This is a genomic window from Undibacterium pigrum (assembly GCF_003201815.1).
GTDB lineage: Bacteria > Pseudomonadota > Gammaproteobacteria > Burkholderiales > Burkholderiaceae_D > Undibacterium > Undibacterium pigrum.
Genome location: NZ_QJKB01000009.1, coordinates 21,379 through 38,410, shown reverse-complemented (window position 1 = coordinate 38,410; position 17,032 = coordinate 21,379). Strand labels below are relative to the sequence as shown.

Here is a 17,032-nt window from a genome sequence, read left to right as displayed (position 1 = left end):
GGTATAGCTTATACCCGGTGATAAGGGTGGTTCTGGGTAATTGACCAGGCGCGGTATAGCTGTTCGGCCAGCAGTACCCTGACCATGCCATGTGGCAGGGTCAGGCTGGAAATGCGTATCAGGGTATCGGCTTTGGCTTTGAATTCTGCATCGAGACCATCAGCTCCACCGATGATAAAGACCACATCGCGGCCATCCTGCTGCCATTGCGTGAGGTTTTGTGACAGGGCGACGCTGGTCCAGTCCTTGCCGCGTTCATCCAGGGCGACGATGCGGGCATTCTTGGGGATGACTGCCTCGATTTTAGTGCGCTCCAGGGCCATGACGGTTTCAGCCGTTTTACTGCCCGAGCGTTCTACCGGTTTGATTTCCCTGAGGATGACGCGGCATTCTGGCGGCATGCGCTTGGCATACTCCTGAAAGCCTGTTTCTATCCAGGAGGGCATTTTGTGGCCGACGGCGGCGATGATCAATTGCATGTTTGTGTCTGTTTGCTGCGAAATAGGTCTTGAAACCGGGTACTTCAGGACTTAAGCAAAATTGTCACAGCAAGGCGTAGCGACGAAGACAGTACTTTAGTACGGCTAGGAGCTACAACGCAGCTGTGGCGGTTTTGCTTAAGTCCTTCTCTTAAACAAATGGCTGCACGAGGCAGCCATTTGGGATCGAGCTTTTACAGAATTATTCCTCTGTTGCTTTCTTACGTGCCGGAGCGCGTTTTGCTGGCGCGGCAGCAGCATTGGCTGTGCGTTTTTCTGCGGCTTGCTTGGCGGAAGCAACTGCAGTTTTAGTTGCAGCTACTTTCACGCGGCCACCGGTTGGGATCTTGGCTGGTTTGGCCGCAGTAGTGCCATCAGCAGCTTTGCGTGCCGCCGGTTTGCGTGCTGGCTTGCCTTCAGCATCGCCAGTAGTTTTGGTGACGCGTGGTTTGCGCGCTGGTTTCTTTTCATCTTCCAGCGTAGTCTGGATCGCCATCATGTCATGCGTGACTTCCAGCGGAGCAGCCTTGCCAGCCACTTTGCGGACGCGTTTAGGCTTGTCGCTGTCTTCTTCAGCCTCGACCTTTTTAGCAGAAGTACGCTTTGCCGCGCCGAATTTGACAGGTTTGTCGCCCCACAGCTCTTCCAGACGGTAGTAAGCGCGGATGGCTGGCTGCATGATGTGGACGACGATATCACCCAGATCGACCAGTACCCATTCGCCAGTCGCTTCACCTTCCATGCTGACGATAGTGCCACCGTTTTCCTTGACTTTGTCGCGTACGGACGCGGCCAGAGCCTTGGTTTGACGGTTGGATGTACCAGAGGCGATACAAACGCGGTCAAACAGGCTGGTCAGGTGGGTAGTTTCAAACAATTGTATGTCTTGCGCCTTGACGTCTTCCAGAGCGTCAACGACCAGGGTTTGCAGTTTTTTAATATCCATATTTTTTATTGGTAGATAGTTTGTTGTTGTAGGTAGTCTAGCACCTTGTGCGGGACTAGCAATCTTGTTGTCGGGTTATGCTGTTTTAATTCAGTACGTAGTTGGGTCGCAGATACATCTTGCGCCAGATTTCTCTCCAGATAAGTGCCACCGGCTGGCCGTGAACGCATTTCCAGGGCGCTGATGGCATTTTTCTTCCAGACGTCAGCAATGTCGGGGCTGCTGATATCGAGGCTGAAACCCGGGCGTGATGCAGCACACAAATGCGCCACTTCGAGCAAGGCCTGCCAATTGCGCCAGGTGTGCAAATTTTGCAACTGATCTGCACCCATGGCAAATACCAGTGATGCCTCATCGCCAACTTCTCTGCGTAGCTGGTGCAAGGTATCGATGGTGTAATTACTTTTACCCTGCTCTGCACGGATGATTTCTTGCTCATCTATCCTGACAGGGCAGAGTTGCCAGTCTTCAAAGGCCAGCTTCAGCATGGCCAGTCTTTGTGTTGCTGTAGCTTGCAACTCATTCTTTTGCCATTGCTGGCCTACGGGAATGATGCGCAATTCATCCGGCTGCAATGCCGTTGCCAGGCTATGGGCGAGGGCAACATGCCCCAGATGCACAGGGTCAAAGCTGCCACCCAATACCAGGATACAAGGTGGTGCCGCAGTTTCCGCAGTTTCTAAACCCATTCCCGGTGCACCAGAAAGTCTGTAGCCAGTGCTGCTTCCGGGCTGCCAGCCTCTGGTTTCCAGTCATAGCGCCATTTGACAATGGGGGGCATGGACATCAGTATGGATTCTGTCCTGCCGCCAGACTGCAGGCCAAAATGCGTGCCGCGGTCAAATACCAGATTGAATTCTACATAGCGGCCACGGCGATAAGCCTGGAAATCACGCTCGCGCTCGCCATATTCCTGGTCTTTGCGACGTTCCAGGATAGGGCGATAAGCCGGAATAAAGGCATCACCGACGCTACGCATCATGGCAAAACTGCTGGCAAAATCCTGCTCATTGAAGTCATCAAAGAAGATGCCGCCTACGCCACGCGCTTCTTTACGGTGTTTCAGGTAAAAATACTCGTCACACCATTTCTTGAAGCGGGCATGCAAGTCTGCACCAAAAGGCTGGACCGCCATTTTACATGTTTGGTGAAAATGCACCGCATCTTCCGTAAAACCGTAATACGGTGTCAAGTCCATGCCGCCGCCAAACCACCAGACATCTTCCTGCCCTTCGGCGCGGGTGGTAAAAAAGCGCACATTCATGTGCACGGTAGGTGCATACGGGTTACGCGGATGCAGAACCAGCGAGACACCCATGGCTTCCCACTGACGGCCAGCCAGCTCAGGGCGGGCGGCAGCAGCAGATGGTGGCAGGTTTTTTCCCATGACATGGGAAAAATTGACGCCGCCACGTTCAAATACCTTGCCTTCTTCTATCACGCGCGAGATACCGCCACCACCTTCAGGACGTTCCCAGCTGTCTGTAATAAAAGTATGGCCATCAACTTCTTCGAGAGCCGCGACTATAGCAGCCTGCAAGCCCAGAAAGTAGTTTTTAACCGCAAGTGTATCTGTCATTCTGCTATCTACTCTAAAAAACGCAAGGGGCTGGACTAGTCTTTGGACTATTCTCAACCCGCTTTAAAAGATCGGTGGCGCACATGAAACATGTACGCCTGGCAAGGATTAATGCTTGCGGTTCAGCGCGCGCCAGCCTATGTCACGGCGATATTGCATGCCGTCGAAATGGATTTTTTCCACCACGTCATACGCATGTTTTTGCGCCAGTTTGACAGTGTCGCCCAGGCCAACCACGCACAACACACGACCACCGGTCACGTTCAAGGTCTTTTCATTGAGCGATGTACCAGCATGGAAGGTCACGGTATCTGCAGTTTCTGCCGGGATGCCGGTGATCTTGTCACCTTTGCGCGGTGCATCAGGGTAACCAGCAGCTGCCATGACGACACCCATGGCGGTACGCCTGTCCCATTCCAGTTCCACCGTATCAAGCGTGCCGTTCACTGCGTGTTCAACCACGTGCAGCAAATCTGTCTTCAGGCGTGCCATGATAGGCTGGGTTTCCGGGTCGCCCATGCGGCAGTTGAATTCCAGGGTTTTTGGATTGCCCTGGTCATCAATCATCAGGCCAGCATATAAAAAGCCGGTAAATACGATACCGTCCTTGGCCATGCCTTGTACCGTAGGCACGATGATTTCGCGCATGACACGGGCGTGCAGTTGTGGCGTCACGATAGGGGCAGGGGAGTAGGCACCCATGCCGCCTGTATTCGGGCCTTCGTCATTGTCGAGCAGGCGCTTGTGATCCTGGCTGGTTGCCAGTGGCAAAATATTCTTGCCATCAACCATGACGATGAAGCTGGCTTCTTCACCTGCCAAAAACTCTTCAATGACGACGCGTGCACCAGCATCACCGAGCTTATTGTCAGACAACATCATATCGACTGCTGCATGCGCTTCTTCAGCGGTCATGGCAACGACCACACCTTTACCAGCCGCCAGACCATCAGCCTTGATGACAATAGGTGCGCCCTTGGCATTGATATAGTCATGCGCAGGTGCCAGTTCAGAGAAAGTCTGGTATTCAGCCGTAGGGATTGCATGCCTGTGCATGAAAGCTTTGGCGAAATCCTTGGAGCTTTCCAGCTGTGCCGCTTCTTTGCTAGGGCCAAAGATTTTCAGGCCACGGTCGCGGAAGATATTGACTATGCCAGCAGCCAGTGGCACTTCAGGGCCGACTACGGTAATACCTATGTTTTCTTGCTCGGCAAAGTCTGCCAGTGCTGCCGGGTCTGTGATGTTGATGTTTTTCAGACGGCTGTCAGCGCCGGTACCACCATTGCCGGGGGCGACAAAAATGGTTTGTACACGTTCAGATTGTGCGAGTTTCCAGGCGAGTGCATGTTCACGGCCACCAGAGCCGACTACGAGTAATTTCATCTTAATCTTCTATGATGGCGTTGGTGAATACTTCTTGTACATCGTCGAGGTTTTCGAGGGCGTCCAGCAATTTTTGCATCTTGATGCCTTCGTCACCGGCAAATACGGTCTCAGTATTTGGTTTCATGACGACTTCAGCGACTTCTGCCTTGAAACCGGCTTTTTCCAGGCTGGCACGCAGGTCCGACAGGCTGAATGGCGCGCACAACACTTCTATGCCACCTTCTTCGTCAGTCACGACATCGTCCGCACCCGCTTCCAGGGCAGCTTCCATCAGGGCATCTTCATTCGTGCCTGGGGCAAAAAACATCTGGCCGCAGTGCTGGAACAAAAAAGCGACGGAGCCTTCAGTACCCATATTGCCACCGTATTTGTTGAAGGCATGGCGTACTTCAGCCACGGTGCGCACGCGGTTATCGGTCATGCAGTCAACCACGATGGCGGCACCACCTATACCATAACCTTCATAACGTACTTCTTCGTAGTTTGCGCCTTCCAGTGTGCCCGCGCCGCGTTGTATCGCGCGCGTGACGTTTTCTTTTGGCATATTGGCGTCAGCCGCCTTGTCTACTGCCAGACGCAGACGGGGATTGGAATCAACATCCTCACCACCCATGCGTGCTGCAACCGTGATCTCCTTGATCAGACGCGTCCATATCTTGCCGCGTTTGGCATCGGTTGCTGCTTTTTTATGCTTGATATTGGCCCATTTACTATGTCCTGCCATGATCGCTCTTTCCTGAATTGACAATAGCTCACCCTGAGGGCGGCAATTTTGCCTGGCTTGGTTTTATAATGAAGACCAGTATTTTACCATAGTGGCACCGACCGACTTCCCCAAATCACCCTCCAAAACTATGTCAAAACCTCTGTTGATCGCTAAAAACACCGAATTCGACCTGAATTTATTGTCTGACTGGGCCAATCGCCATGGTTGTATCACTGGTGCCACGGGTACCGGCAAGACGGTTACCCTGCAAACACTGGCCCAGGCATTTTCTGCCGTTGGCGTGCCAGTCTTCATGGCAGACGTCAAAGGTGACCTGTCCGGCATGGCGAAGGCAGGCAGTGCAACGGGCAAAATCCAGCAGAGACTGCAAGCCCTGCAACTCGATGAACCCAAATGGCAGGCTTGCCCTGTGACTTTCTGGGACGTGTTTGGCAAGCAAGGCCACCCGGTACGCGCTACGGTATCTGATCTTGGCCCTTTGCTGCTGGGGCGCATGCTGAATCTGAATGATACCCAGGAGGGTGTCTTGCAACTGGCCTTCAAGATTGCCGACGACCATGGCCTGCTGCTACTCGATACCAAGGATTTGCGCGCCATGTTGCAATACCTGGCCGAAAATGCTGCTGAATTCCAGACTGAATACGGCAATATCTCCGCCGCCAGTGTTGGTGCTATCCAGCGTTCATTGCTGACCATCTCAGAGCAGGGTGGTGAGCAATTTTTTGGCGAACCCATGCTGAATCTGGATGACATGATGCAGACTGATGGTGATGGCCGTGGTTTTGTGAATATCCTTGCTGCTGACCAGTTACTGCAGTCACCACGCCTGTATTCCACCTTTTTGCTATGGATGCTGTCTGAGTTGTATGAACACCTGCCAGAAGTGGGCGACGTAGAACAGCCCAAGATGGTATTTTTCTTTGATGAAGCCCATTTATTGTTCGATGAGGCTCCCAAGGTTTTGCTGCAAAAGATAGAGCAGGTGGTGCGTTTGATACGTTCCAAGGGGGTGGGCGTGTATTTCGTCACGCAAAACCCGCTGGATATTCCTGATACCGTGCTGGGACAACTCGGTAACCGTGTTCAGCATGCCTTGCGCGCTTACACGCCCAGGGATCAAAAAGCAGTGCAGGCCGCAGCAGAAACTTTCCGCCCCAACCCCAAACTGGATACCGCAGCAGTGATTGCCGAGCTGGGTGTTGGTGAGGCCCTGATTTCCTTCCTTGACGATAAAGGCCGGCCAAACATCGTGCAACGTGCCCTGATCGTGCCGCCTTCATCGCAAATAGGTGCGATAACGGCAGATGAACGTCAGCAAATCATGCAGACTTCCATTGTTGCCGGTGTCTATGAGAAGCATATAGACCGTGAATCTGCGTATGAAAAATTGACTGGCCGGGTCGCCAACAGCGCCGCTACTTCGGACAAAGCTGCTGATAATGGTAATGCTGCCGGGAATAAGGATAGTAGGTGGGGTAACGCAGCTTCTGCACCTGCCAGGCAAACAACTGGTTCAGGACAGGTTGCTCAGCCTGCGCAGCAACAAGAGGGTGGTGGCAGTGGCGTGGGTGACACACTGAAGAGTGTGTTCGGTAACCTGTTTGGTGGCGCAGGCTTGCGACGCAAGGACAATGTTGTCGAAACCATGATCAAGTCTACGGTCAGAACTATGGGTTCTCAGGTTGGACGCGAAATTATCCGCGGGGTATTGGGTTCCATCCTGAAAAAATAATCGTGCTGCCTGACAATGATTTTGTGATGCGCCAGAAACTCAGCAGTATTTGCCCGTATCTGCTGAGCGGGAAGATTATTCCTGATCCTGGCTATTGCTATTGGCAAGACGCCTGAAGATGCTGTTCAGGGAACTATCGTTTTGCTTTGGAGATACTTTCTTTGTTTGCCTTTGCGGCATGTCGGTCATCGCACGTTTAGGGCGGAGTACCGGCTGATCTGCATATTGTAAGCGGGGCGTGTACATTTGGTTTTCTCCTGCAATGTTGTTCATGCAATTAAGTGTAATGAACAATGTGTTAATTAATAGTTATACAAAGTCAAATTTGGCAAGCAAATGTAAAATTCCATGTGAAAAATTGTTAGTTATTTCCCCTATGAAAGTTATTTGCTTTCCTCCGGGTAATTTATGTGTGAAATTAAGGTTTTAGGCCATGTAACAGTCAGGCTCTCTTTTAGAACTCATTGCATAAATAGGGATGAGTGCGAACAAGGCGATTTGGGATGCAGTGCAAGGCGTGGTCCGCTGCTAAGGCTCTTGCCTTAGCGAGGGGCACAACACAGCAATGCGCCCAAATCGTCAGTTCCCGAAGGGTTTGTCTCATAGCGCGCACAGAAGTGAATGAGATTGTTGTCAACAACACCGCTATTGACTGCCGTGTTCGACTTACCAGCCCACGTTATGAGACAAACGCATCTCATCTATATTTGTGAAATGAGTTCTATATATTTATGCCTACAGAACAATCAAGAATACTTGCCCGTCGCCACTACCTGACAGGGCTTGCTATCGCCCTGGTTGGTGCCATACTTTTTTCTACCAAGGCCATCGTTGCCAAACTGATTTATCGCTACAACGTCGATGCAGTCACCCTGATCTGTTTTCGCATGGCTTTTTCGCTGCCTATTTTTGCGGCGATTGCCATCTGGCAAATGCATAAGTCCGGTAGCCTGAGCAAGGCTGACCGCTGGAGGCTGGTTGCTTTGGGCCTGGTTGGCTATTACCTGTCGTCTTTCCTTGATTTCCTTGGCTTGCAATATATTAGTGCTGGCCTTGAACGCCTGATTCTGTTCCTGACTCCTTCCTTTGTCTTGCTGATATCAGCCTTCTTTTTGAAACGCGCGGTCAGCAAGCTGGAATGGACAGCTTTACTGGTGTCTTACCTGGGCATCGTCCTGGTATTTTTCCACGACCTTAAACTGGGTGGCGAGTATGTCATGCTGGGGTCAGCGCTGGTGCTGGGAGCGGCGATTTCTTATGCCATTTACCTGATACAGTCGGGCCAACTGGTGCAAAGGCTGGGTTCTTTGCGCCTGGTGTCGTATGCGATGTGTGTTTCCAGTGCCGCCTGCATAGGCCAGTTTTTTATTTTGCGCCCGGCCAGCATGCTGGTGCAGCCGCTTGCTGTATATTCATTGTCTGTAGTGAATGCCGTGATGTGTACGGTATTGCCAGTGTTCATGACCATGATTGCTGTCAAACGCATAGGTGCCGCTACTGCTTCGCAGGCTGGCATGATAGGCCCGGTATCGACTTTGTTCCTCGGGGCCTACTTCATTGGCGAACCCATCACTAGCTGGCAGTTAGCCGGGACAGTATTGGTCATGGGCGGCATGTATTTGCTGTCCAGGAAAAAAACCTAAACACAGAAAACTTATTCAGGAGGGGTAAATGGTCAAGGCAATTCGTATACAGCAGACTGGCGGTCCGGAAGTGATGGAATATGTCGATGTGGAGTTGGGTGCGCCGGGCCCGGGTGAAGTTCTGGTACGCCAGAAGGCTTGTGGCCTGAACTTTATCGATGTGTATTTTCGTACTGGTTTATACCCGCAAGCCTTGCCGGGTGGATTGGGCATGGAAGGTGCTGGCATTGTTGAGGCAGTTGGTCCAGACGTCAAATACGTGCAGGTGGGTGACCGTGTAGCCTATGCCGGGCGGCCAAACGGTGCCTATGCAGAAGCCCGTATCATGCCTGCAGACAATCTGGTGCGCTTGCCTGATAGCATCAGTTTTGAGACTGCCGCCGCCATGATGCTGCAGGGGCTGACGGTGCAATACCTGTTTCATCGCACCTTTCCCTTGCAGGGTGGCGAAACCATATTATTCCATGCAGCCGCTGGTGGTGTCGGCCTGATTGCCTGCCAGTGGGCACGTGCCATAGGCGTCACCATGATAGGTACTGTAGGCTCGGATGAGAAAGCCGAGTTGGCCAAAGCCCATGGTTGCGCCCATGTCATCAATTACAACACGGAAAATTTTGTTCAGCGAGTTCGTGAAATTACGGATGGAAAAGGGGTGCCTGTCGTTTATGATTCCATCGGCAAAGATACCTTCATTCCATCGCTGGATTGTCTTGCTCCTTTGGGCATGATGGTCAGCTTTGGCAATGCATCCGGGCCAGTGCCTGAATTCGGCCTGGGGGAGCTCGCTTCACGCGGTTCATTGTTCATCACACGGCCAAGTTTGATGAGTTATGCGGCTAAACGTGATGATCTGGAGCAAATGGCGGCACACTTATTTTCAATGGTAGAGAGTGGCAAAGTTAAAATAGACATACGCCAGCGCTATTCCCTGAGTGAGGTAGCGCGAGCCCACCATGAGCTGGAGGCCCGCAAGACCACTGGCTCCAGCATACTAATTCCTTAAAGCAAGAAAATATGACGCAAGTAACACCACCAACGAAACAAGCTGAGGATAAAGAGAGCGGGAGCCCCAAATTTGGGCGCCTGCTTCTGGTACTTATTTTTGCAGTCATGCTGATCGTTGCTATTACAGTAGGCTCGGAGGCTTACTATACTAATTAAGAGCGCTTGAATACGGGCGGCAGCTATTTTGCAGCTTTGTTGTTTTACTGCACTGTTCTTGCTGATGCTGGCATTGCGCAAGCCTGTCCGGCTTGGCAAAATGCAAGCTTTTGAAACCAAACAGTGCAAACCAAGTTTCGTTGATAACCTGACTATAATAAAAAAGAGCGATGGATACCATTCCACTAAATACTGCCAAGACCAGTGAGTTTTCCAGCTCTAGCCGTTTATTGATACTGCAAAGTCTGGTGCCCATTGCCACTAATCTGGTGTCCTCGCAAATTGAGGCATTTGCGGGGCGTCTTACTGAGGCTTTGTTCAAATTGTCTGACCAGACCGTCAGACCGGAGGAGGTCGCCAGCAGCTTTGCGGCTTACCAGCAATTAAAACGCAATGGTACGACTTTTTATCGCCTGGTTGCCGGGCAGGTCAATGCTGCGCTTGCCAAAGAAGTCAGTGTTGTCAATACCCGCAAGCGTGCAAGGACGGACGAAGGCAAGCAGGATTTTTCTCTCGTCAGTTTTGAAGAGATGGAAAGCAAGGTGCTCAGCCGTAATTTGAGTCAGTCGCTGGAAGTCAATAATGCTGAGCAACTGGTTGCGCTCAATATGCGCATAGGCCATGTATTGCGCCGCAGTCCAATCAGCGTTTCACAAAACCCTTTTCGACCGGAATTATTTGTCAAAGCCGTCCATCAGGCGTGGATGGAGCTGGAACCCAATCCCGAAACACATCACCTGATACTGCGTTTGCTGCAACCGGAATTATTCCTGCAACTGGGTGCAATTTACCGAGAATTGAATCAGGCGATGGTTGAGCGCGGCATCTTGCCCGAACTTAATGACGGTTATCGTAATAAACAGAAAAAGAATATGATCTCTGGCTCTGAAGATATTAGCGATCGCGATCCTTATCTGGAAAACAAGCTGCGTAATATTTTCTCGGGTAATGCGCCGCCCGGGTCGTTCGGCAATACTGTTACTGGCGGTGGCGGTGGCGGTGGCGGTGGCGGTGGCGGTGGCAGTGGCGGTGGCGGCGGTGGTCAGCCTATGGGTGGGGGTATTCCCTTCACCGGCGGTCAGGATGCTGGCGGCCAGGGCTTTAGTGGCAATGCACCTGACATGGTCACCATAGACCGGCAGTTCTTTGATTATCTGACCAGTGTGCAGAGAGATTTCACCGCCAATCCCATGCCCATGGATACGGCGCATTTGCGTCAATTGTCGCAGCAACCCAATGCCGGTGGCCTGACGCATATAGATCAAAGCACTATAGAACTGCTGGCGCGCATCTTTGATTATGTGTTCAATGACCAAAGCATACCCGCCGATATCAAGAACCTCATCAGTCAGTTACAGATACCAACGCTCAAAGTGGCTTTGCTGGACAAGGATTTCTTTTTCAAGGAAACCCATCCAGCGCGGGTACTGATCGATACCCTGGCAAAATCCAGCGTCTTGCTCAACAGTGATACCTCGTCAGAAGACCCGCTCTATCAAATGATAGAAGGTATCGTTGAACGGGTGCAACAGGATTTTGATCAGCAGATAGAATTGTTCTCTGACGTTGTTGCTGACCTGGAAGCCTTCCTCAAAGAAGAAGAACAGCAAACCGAAGTCGCCATTAGCGAGCCTGTTGCTGTTGCACTCAAGCAAGAGAAAATGCGCCTGGCGCGCGAATTCGCAGAAAACGATGTCGCCATCAGGGTAGAAACAGGTGAGGTTGCAGGTTTCCTGGAGACTTTCCTCAAGGAACAATGGATCAGGATCTTGACGATATCGCATAACGTCAAGGAAGAAAAACCCAACGCCCTGGAAAATGCCCTGCGGACGATGGATGACCTGATCTGGAGCCTGAAACCCAAGAACAGTGCAGAAGAACGCAAGGAACTGGTCAGCAAACTGCCAGCCATGTTGTCGCTGCTGAATGCCTGGCTCAATGCCATCAAGTGGGATGAGCCAGAACGCGTTATCTTCTTTTCCAAACTGGCTGAGCGCCACGCAGCGATTGCCCGCGCACCACTGGAGTTTTCACCGCGCCGCCAACTGGAAATTGCCGTCAATATCGCACAGCGCGCCAGTGAAAAACGTCTGAACCGCCATGTGCAGGATCAGATAGAGCAACCGGTAGATGAGTGGGCTCGCGTCATAGAAACTATGGAACGTGGTATCTGGGTTGACTTTACCAAGATGTCCAGCGGCGTCACTACCCGTTTCAAACTGGCCTGGGTCAGCCCCAAGCGTACCCGCTATATCTTCACCAATCGCCAGGGGCATGATGCTTTTTCTGTATCCAGCGACGAATTGATTGCTCAGTTCCGGGAGGGCAGAGCGATACAGATAGTCGCAGAATCGGTGGTCGACCGCGCACTGGTAGAAGCACTGCGTGATCCTCCGGCGGCATAAGTCCATCATTCACGTCATTCAAGACGACAGGCTCAGCGCCTGTCGTCGTGTTTACTTATCAATTGTTGATAGTAAATTCAACCTTGCTGGTACTGCCATTCTTGCCAGGAAAGTCTTTCAAGGCACTATCCATCAGGTAGGGCACATAGAGTGAAATCTCAGGATTAAACTGTTCGGAACTGGCTTTGATGTCAGCCAGTTTTTTATTCCCATTCAATTCAGTAATACGGATTTGCAACTGATGCAAAAAAGTGCTGCGCATATTGATATCTGACCAGCCTCTGGGGTAAGCTGGCAAGCCCCAAAACGGCGAGTAGTAAATGTAATGACGGCGATAAATACCGCGGCTGAAGTGCAAACCCCAATAGGGGTCATAAATGCCAGGCTGCCAGAATGGTGAATACTGGACTTCCCGCAAGGTCGTTGCATACTGCAATTCAACTTTCAATACTGGCGTTGTCCCTGCCACGACTTCCTTGAAGCCCAGGTTTTGCAGACGGCCGCGCAGCATGTCTTCATATAGCTTATGTTCCGGATTGTTTTCCTGACCCGGTGCGCGCTCAAAAATATAGGATTTATCCTGATTGGCGGCTGGCCATTCATGGAATACGCTGACCTGACTGCTGAATGTCGTTGCGCAACCGCTCAACAGCAGGCTGCAAGCCAGGCTAAAAAAAAGGGCTAGTTTTTTCATGTTCTACTCCTTGACGCATGTGTTCGTGATACTTATATGATATGCCTGATTTCGCAATGTTGTTGCTCTTACTGTAACGTGTTGTATCGATTTTGTGACCGTCTGTGTGCCTGTATGTGTAGCAGATGAACTGCCAAATTCTGAGTGGGTAAGCGGCAGCTTAAAGATATTCTTTGATTTGCTCAGCTTAGTCAGTATTTGTGAGCATAAATTTCACAATTTCACCAAACTTTCTGCGCAAATTGGGGTCTATTCAGGCGACTTTTATACCTGTAATGACACAGCTTGGTAAAATGGCGGTCTTTGCAGGGTTCATAAGACTTTGTTATTCAACTTATTTTCGCGAGATACTCCATCCATGCGTAACGATACTGCCAGCAAACCAGAGACAATTTTCCGTAAAGACTATATAGCCCCGGGGTTTTGGGTAGACACAGTAGAAATGGGTTTCGACCTTGAACTGAGCGCCACCCATGTAGCTACCCGCATGACCATGCGCCGCAACCATGACAGCAGCGAAAAAGACCTGGTCTTGTTTGGCGAATCCCTGAAATTGCTGCAACTGCGCATGAATGGCGTGAATCTCAAAAAGTCTGCCTACAAGATAGAAGGCGAGACCCTGCGCATAGCCAATGCGCCTGACGAAGTCACGCTGGAAATTGAAACACTGATCAATCCGCTCAAGAATACTTCTTTGTCCGGCCTGTATGCATCCAACGGTAACTTCATTACCCAGTGCGAGGCAGAAGGTTTCCGCAAGATCACCTGGTTCCCTGACCGCCCTGACGTCATGGCGAAATACACCGTCATGCTGCGTGCCGACAAGAAAAAATTCCCTGTGTTGTTGAGCAATGGCAATTTGATTGAAGAAGGTGATCTCGGCGATGGACGCCATTTTGCCAAATGGGAAGACCCGTTCAAAAAGCCTTCTTACCTGTTCGCCCTGGTGGCGGGCAAGTTGGTTTGCCAGGAAGAAGACTATAAGTTGAAATCTGGCCGCAAAGTCTTGCTGCAGGTTTGGGTAGAAGACGGCAATCTGGATAAAACCCAGCATGCCATGGATTCCCTCAAAAACAGCATACGCTGGGATGAAGAGCGCTTTGGCCTGGAGCTGGACCTTGACCGCTTCATGATCGTTGCCACTGGCGACTTCAATATGGGCGCGATGGAAAACAAGGGCTTGAATATTTTTAATACCAAGTTCGTGCTGGCAAATCCATCTATCGCTACTGACGTTGACTATGCCGGCATAGAATCTGTCGTAGGTCATGAATACTTCCATAACTGGACAGGTAACCGCGTCACTTGCCGCGACTGGTTTCAGTTGTCGCTGAAAGAGGGCCTGACAGTATTCCGTGACCAGGAATTCTCTGCCGACCTGGTAGGCACAGCCACAGGCCGCGCCGTTAAACGCATAGAAGATGTACGCCTGTTGCGCCAGGTTCAGTTCTCTGAAGATGCAGGCCCTATGGCGCATCCTGTACGTCCTGATTCTTTTGTAGAAATCAATAACTTCTACACCGTCACGATTTATGAAAAAGGTTCAGAAGTCGTGCGCATGTATTACACCTTGCTGGGTCATGATGGCTTCCGCAAAGGTATGGATCTGTATTTCGAGCGTCATGATGGCCAGGCTGTTGAATGCGATGACTTCCGCGCTGCCATGGCAGATTCCAGTGGGCGTGACTTGACCCAGTTTGAACGCTGGTACAGCCAGGCTGGTACGCCACGCGTGAAGGTGGATGCGACCTATGATGCAGAAGCGCAGACTTACTCCATCACCCTCAGCCAGTCTTGCCCGGCTACACCAGGCCAGGCAGAAAAACTGCCTTTCCACATCCCGGTTGCCATGGGCTTGCTGGGTGCAGATGGCAAAGATATTCCTTTGCATAGCGCAGCGTACGAAGCACAGGCTGGTGCGACCAGTCTGGTACTGGAACTGACAGAAGCCAGCCAGACTTTTGTATTTACCGGTGTTAGCAGCAAACCAGTACCGTCCCTGTTGCGCAATTTCTCTGCACCAGTCGTGCTGGAAATCGACTACAGCGATGAAGAACTGGGCCTCTTGCTGGCAAATGACAGTGACCCATTCAACCGCTGGGAAGCTGGCCAGCGCCTGGCCACGCGCCGCCTTGTCAAACTGACGACGGCTGTACAGCAAGGTGAAGAACTCAGCCTGGATAGCATGTTCATCGAAGCCCTGCGCGCTACCCTGAACGATGCCAGCCTTGACCCGGCTTTCCGTGAATTGGTGTTGACACTGCCATCAGAAGCCATGATTGCAGAAGAATTCAAGGTCGTTGACCCACAAGCCATCCATACCGCACGCCAGTTTGCCCGCGCCACCATCACAGAACATCTGCGCGCTGATTTGCTGAGTGCTTATGAAGCTCATCTGACTCCAGGCAAATACAGCCCGGATGCACAATCCATGGCCAAGCGTGGTTTGAAAAACCTGGCTCTGTCTTATCTGCTCGAATGGTCGGATGAATCCACTTTTGAGCTGGCGAAAACCCAGTTCGATGAAGCAGAAAACATGACAGACCGTCTGGCGGCATTGACAGCACTGACTAACTTCAGTGGCAATGACAAGCAAGCCAAATCGGCAGCCAAATCCTTGAAAGCCTTTTATAAAGACTTCAAGAAAGAAGCTCTGGTCATCGACAAATGGTTCATGTTGCAGGCAACTGCACGTACCACCGATGTTGCCAAGGTGCGTGAGTTGATGACGCATCCTGCCTTCACGCTGAACAATCCTAACCGCGCACGCAGTTTGACCTTTGCTTTCTGCAATGCCAATCCATCCCGCTTCCATGCGGCTGATGGCAGTGGTTATGCCTTGTGGGCAGAGCTGGTCATTGCACTTAACAAGCTCAATCCACAAGTCGCAGCTCGCCTGGCACGCAGTATGGATCGCTGGAAAAAATATCCAGAAAGCCTGCAAGCGCATATGAAGGCGGCACTGCAAAAAGTAGCAGATACCAAGAAGCTGTCGAAAGACGTGCTTGAAGTAGTCAGCAAGGCACTTGCGTCTTAAGCAAATAATTTACAAGAATTACTGAAAAAATCGAGAGATCAACATGAAACGTGTAAGCCTGACCCAGTATCTGGTCGAAGAGCAGCGCCTGAATAATTCGATACCGGCAGAACTGCGCCTGCTTATCGAAGTCGTCGCACGCGCCTGCAAGACCATCAGCCATGCAGTAGGCAAGGGCGCATTAGGTGAAGTGCTGGGCACAGCCGGTAGCGAAAACATTCAGGGCGAAGTGCAAAAGAAACTCGACATCCTGTCGAATGAAATCCTGCTCGAAGCCAATGAATGGGGCGGCCACCTGGCGGCCATGGCATCGGAAGAAATGGAAAGCATACATCCGATACCGAACCGCTATCCGCAGGGCGAATACATGCTCTTGTTTGATCCACTCGATGGTTCCAGCAATATCGACGTCAATGTCTCCATCGGTACCATTTTCTCGGTATTGAAAGCACCAGACGGCATGGGCAAGCCAACCGAGCAGGATTTTCTGCAACCAGGCAGCAAGCAGGTCGCCGCTGGCTATGCCGTATATGGCCCGCAAACAGTGCTGGTGCTGACGACAGGCAATGGCGTTAATTGCTTCACCCTCGACCGTGAAATGGGTTCATGGGTACTGACACAGCGCAATATGCAAATCCCGGCAGACACCAAAGAGTTTGCCATCAACGCATCGAATACCCGCCACTGGTACCCGCCAGTCACACGCTATGTGGACGAAATGCTGGCCGGTGGCACTGGCCCACGCGGTAAAGAATTCAATATGCGCTGGATCGCCTCCATGGTCGCTGACGTACACCGCATCCTGAACCGCGGTGGCATCTTCATGTACCCGGCAGACAAGCGCGAACCAGACAAGGCTGGCAAACTGCGCCTGATGTACGAAGCCAACCCCATGTCCTTTATCGTCGAACAGGCTGGCGGCGCATCGACTGACGGCAAGCGCCGTATGCTGGATATCCAGCCAGAAAAACTGCACCAGCGCGTGGCGGTTTTCCTCGGTTCAAAAAACGAAGTGGAAAGAGTGACGCAATACCATCAGGAATGATGGGGTCATGATTCTTAAAACGCGAAGTTTGATGCTTCGCGTTTTTTTATTGGTTGTTAGTGTTTTGGATATAGACCTCTCAACACAGAGACACCGAGACGCAGAGTAAACACTGAGAAAATCAAATCTTAAAAAGACGCTCAGGTTTTCTCTTGCCTTTCTCTGTGTCTCGGTGTCTCTGTGGTGATCTTTTTGGTT

14 protein-coding genes are annotated in these 17,032 nt (G+C 51.4%); 6 read left to right on the top strand and 8 right to left on the bottom strand.

Features of this window, described 5'->3' with window-relative positions:
- Positions 1-8: 8 nt before the first annotated feature.
- The 6 genes from rlmH to DFR42_RS21755 all read right to left on the bottom strand — a co-directional run bounded on the left by rlmH (position 9) and on the right by DFR42_RS21755 (position 5,114).
- Positions 9-479, bottom strand: a complete 471-nt coding sequence (gene rlmH, locus DFR42_RS21780; RefSeq protein WP_110257163.1) for a 23S rRNA (pseudouridine(1915)-N(3))-methyltransferase RlmH — start codon at positions 477-479, stop codon at positions 9-11.
- A gap of 202 nt (positions 480-681) precedes the next feature.
- Positions 682-1,425, bottom strand: coding sequence for a ribosome silencing factor (gene rsfS, locus DFR42_RS21775; protein ID WP_110257162.1), 744 nt, complete (start codon positions 1,423-1,425; stop codon positions 682-684).
- 5 nt (positions 1,426-1,430) lie between these two features.
- Complete coding sequence (gene nadD / locus DFR42_RS21770) at positions 1,431-2,114, bottom strand: nicotinate (nicotinamide) nucleotide adenylyltransferase (protein ID WP_110257161.1); 684 nt, start codon at positions 2,112-2,114, stop codon at positions 1,431-1,433.
- On the bottom strand, positions 2,105-3,004 hold the full coding sequence (gene hemF / locus DFR42_RS21765) for an oxygen-dependent coproporphyrinogen oxidase (protein ID WP_110257160.1): 900 nt from the start codon (positions 3,002-3,004) through the stop codon (positions 2,105-2,107). The genes nadD and hemF overlap by 10 nt, the downstream gene beginning before the upstream one ends.
- A 108-nt stretch (positions 3,005-3,112) precedes the next feature.
- Positions 3,113-4,387 carry a phosphoribosylamine--glycine ligase gene (purD, locus tag DFR42_RS21760; protein ID WP_110257159.1) on the bottom strand — a complete coding sequence of 425 codons (1,275 nt, stop codon included), beginning with the start codon at positions 4,385-4,387 and terminating at the stop codon, positions 3,113-3,115.
- A gap of 1 nt (position 4,388) precedes the next feature.
- Complete coding sequence (locus tag DFR42_RS21755) at positions 4,389-5,114, bottom strand: YebC/PmpR family DNA-binding transcriptional regulator (protein ID WP_110257158.1); 726 nt, start codon at positions 5,112-5,114, stop codon at positions 4,389-4,391.
- 130 nt (positions 5,115-5,244) lie between these two features.
- Here DFR42_RS21755 and DFR42_RS21750 point away from each other — a divergent pair, with 130 nt between their 5' ends.
- Positions 5,245-6,849, top strand: coding sequence for a helicase HerA-like C-terminal domain-containing protein (locus DFR42_RS21750; protein WP_110257157.1), 1,605 nt, complete (start codon positions 5,245-5,247; stop codon positions 6,847-6,849).
- A gap of 75 nt (positions 6,850-6,924) precedes the next feature.
- Here DFR42_RS21750 and DFR42_RS29305 read toward each other — a convergent pair whose 3' ends face one another.
- Positions 6,925-7,095, bottom strand: a complete 171-nt coding sequence (locus tag DFR42_RS29305; RefSeq protein WP_170133626.1) for a hypothetical protein — start codon at positions 7,093-7,095, stop codon at positions 6,925-6,927.
- Between the two features lie 485 nt (positions 7,096-7,580).
- Here DFR42_RS29305 and DFR42_RS21745 point away from each other — a divergent pair, with 485 nt between their 5' ends.
- From DFR42_RS21745 to DFR42_RS21730, 3 genes are all read left to right on the top strand, one after another.
- A complete protein-coding gene (locus tag DFR42_RS21745) occupies positions 7,581-8,492 on the top strand; it encodes a DMT family transporter (RefSeq protein ID WP_110257156.1) in 912 nt (303 codons plus the stop codon).
- Positions 8,493-8,520: 28 nt separating this feature from the next.
- Positions 8,521-9,495, top strand: coding sequence for a quinone oxidoreductase family protein (locus tag DFR42_RS21740; RefSeq protein WP_110257155.1), 975 nt, complete (start codon positions 8,521-8,523; stop codon positions 9,493-9,495).
- A gap of 328 nt (positions 9,496-9,823) precedes the next feature.
- Entirely contained in the window at positions 9,824-12,058 is a 2,235-nt protein-coding gene (locus DFR42_RS21730) for a DUF1631 family protein (protein ID WP_110257153.1), read from the top strand.
- A gap of 58 nt (positions 12,059-12,116) precedes the next feature.
- Here DFR42_RS21730 and DFR42_RS21725 read toward each other — a convergent pair whose 3' ends face one another.
- Positions 12,117-12,752 carry a DUF4136 domain-containing protein gene (locus DFR42_RS21725; RefSeq protein WP_110257152.1) on the bottom strand — a complete coding sequence of 212 codons (636 nt, stop codon included), beginning with the start codon at positions 12,750-12,752 and terminating at the stop codon, positions 12,117-12,119.
- Between the two features lie 358 nt (positions 12,753-13,110).
- Between DFR42_RS21725 and pepN the strand changes: the two genes are divergently transcribed.
- Both pepN and DFR42_RS21715 read left to right on the top strand, forming a co-directional pair.
- Positions 13,111-15,789, top strand: coding sequence for an aminopeptidase N (gene pepN, locus DFR42_RS21720; protein ID WP_110257151.1), 2,679 nt, complete (start codon positions 13,111-13,113; stop codon positions 15,787-15,789).
- A gap of 43 nt (positions 15,790-15,832) precedes the next feature.
- Positions 15,833-16,834, top strand: a complete 1,002-nt coding sequence (locus DFR42_RS21715) for a class 1 fructose-bisphosphatase (RefSeq protein WP_110257150.1) — start codon at positions 15,833-15,835, stop codon at positions 16,832-16,834.
- The last annotated feature ends 198 nt before the right edge of the window (positions 16,835-17,032 follow it).

Bases quoted from the DNA above. Each gene is read 5' to 3' on its own strand.
- rlmH (WP_110257163.1), bottom strand. From the start codon at position 479: ATGCAATTGATCATCGCCGCCGTCGGCCACAAAATGCCCTCCTGGATA.
- rsfS (WP_110257162.1), bottom strand. From the start codon at position 1,425: ATGGATATTAAAAAACTGCAAACCCTGGTCGTTGACGCTCTGGAAGAC.
- nadD (WP_110257161.1), bottom strand. From the start codon at position 2,114: ATGGGTTTAGAAACTGCGGAAACTGCGGCACCACCTTGTATCCTGGTA.
- hemF (WP_110257160.1), bottom strand. From the start codon at position 3,004: ATGACAGATACACTTGCGGTTAAAAACTACTTTCTGGGCTTGCAGGCT.
- purD (WP_110257159.1), bottom strand. From the start codon at position 4,387: ATGAAATTACTCGTAGTCGGCTCTGGTGGCCGTGAACATGCACTCGCC.
- DFR42_RS21755 (WP_110257158.1), bottom strand. From the start codon at position 5,114: ATGGCAGGACATAGTAAATGGGCCAATATCAAGCATAAAAAAGCAGCA.
- DFR42_RS21750 (WP_110257157.1), top strand. From the start codon at position 5,245: ATGTCAAAACCTCTGTTGATCGCTAAAAACACCGAATTCGACCTGAAT.
- DFR42_RS29305 (WP_170133626.1), bottom strand. From the start codon at position 7,095: ATGTACACGCCCCGCTTACAATATGCAGATCAGCCGGTACTCCGCCCT.
- DFR42_RS21745 (WP_110257156.1), top strand. From the start codon at position 7,581: ATGCCTACAGAACAATCAAGAATACTTGCCCGTCGCCACTACCTGACA.
- DFR42_RS21740 (WP_110257155.1), top strand. From the start codon at position 8,521: ATGGTCAAGGCAATTCGTATACAGCAGACTGGCGGTCCGGAAGTGATG.
- DFR42_RS21730 (WP_110257153.1), top strand. From the start codon at position 9,824: ATGGATACCATTCCACTAAATACTGCCAAGACCAGTGAGTTTTCCAGC.
- DFR42_RS21725 (WP_110257152.1), bottom strand. From the start codon at position 12,752: ATGAAAAAACTAGCCCTTTTTTTTAGCCTGGCTTGCAGCCTGCTGTTG.
- pepN (WP_110257151.1), top strand. From the start codon at position 13,111: ATGCGTAACGATACTGCCAGCAAACCAGAGACAATTTTCCGTAAAGAC.
- DFR42_RS21715 (WP_110257150.1), top strand. From the start codon at position 15,833: ATGAAACGTGTAAGCCTGACCCAGTATCTGGTCGAAGAGCAGCGCCTG.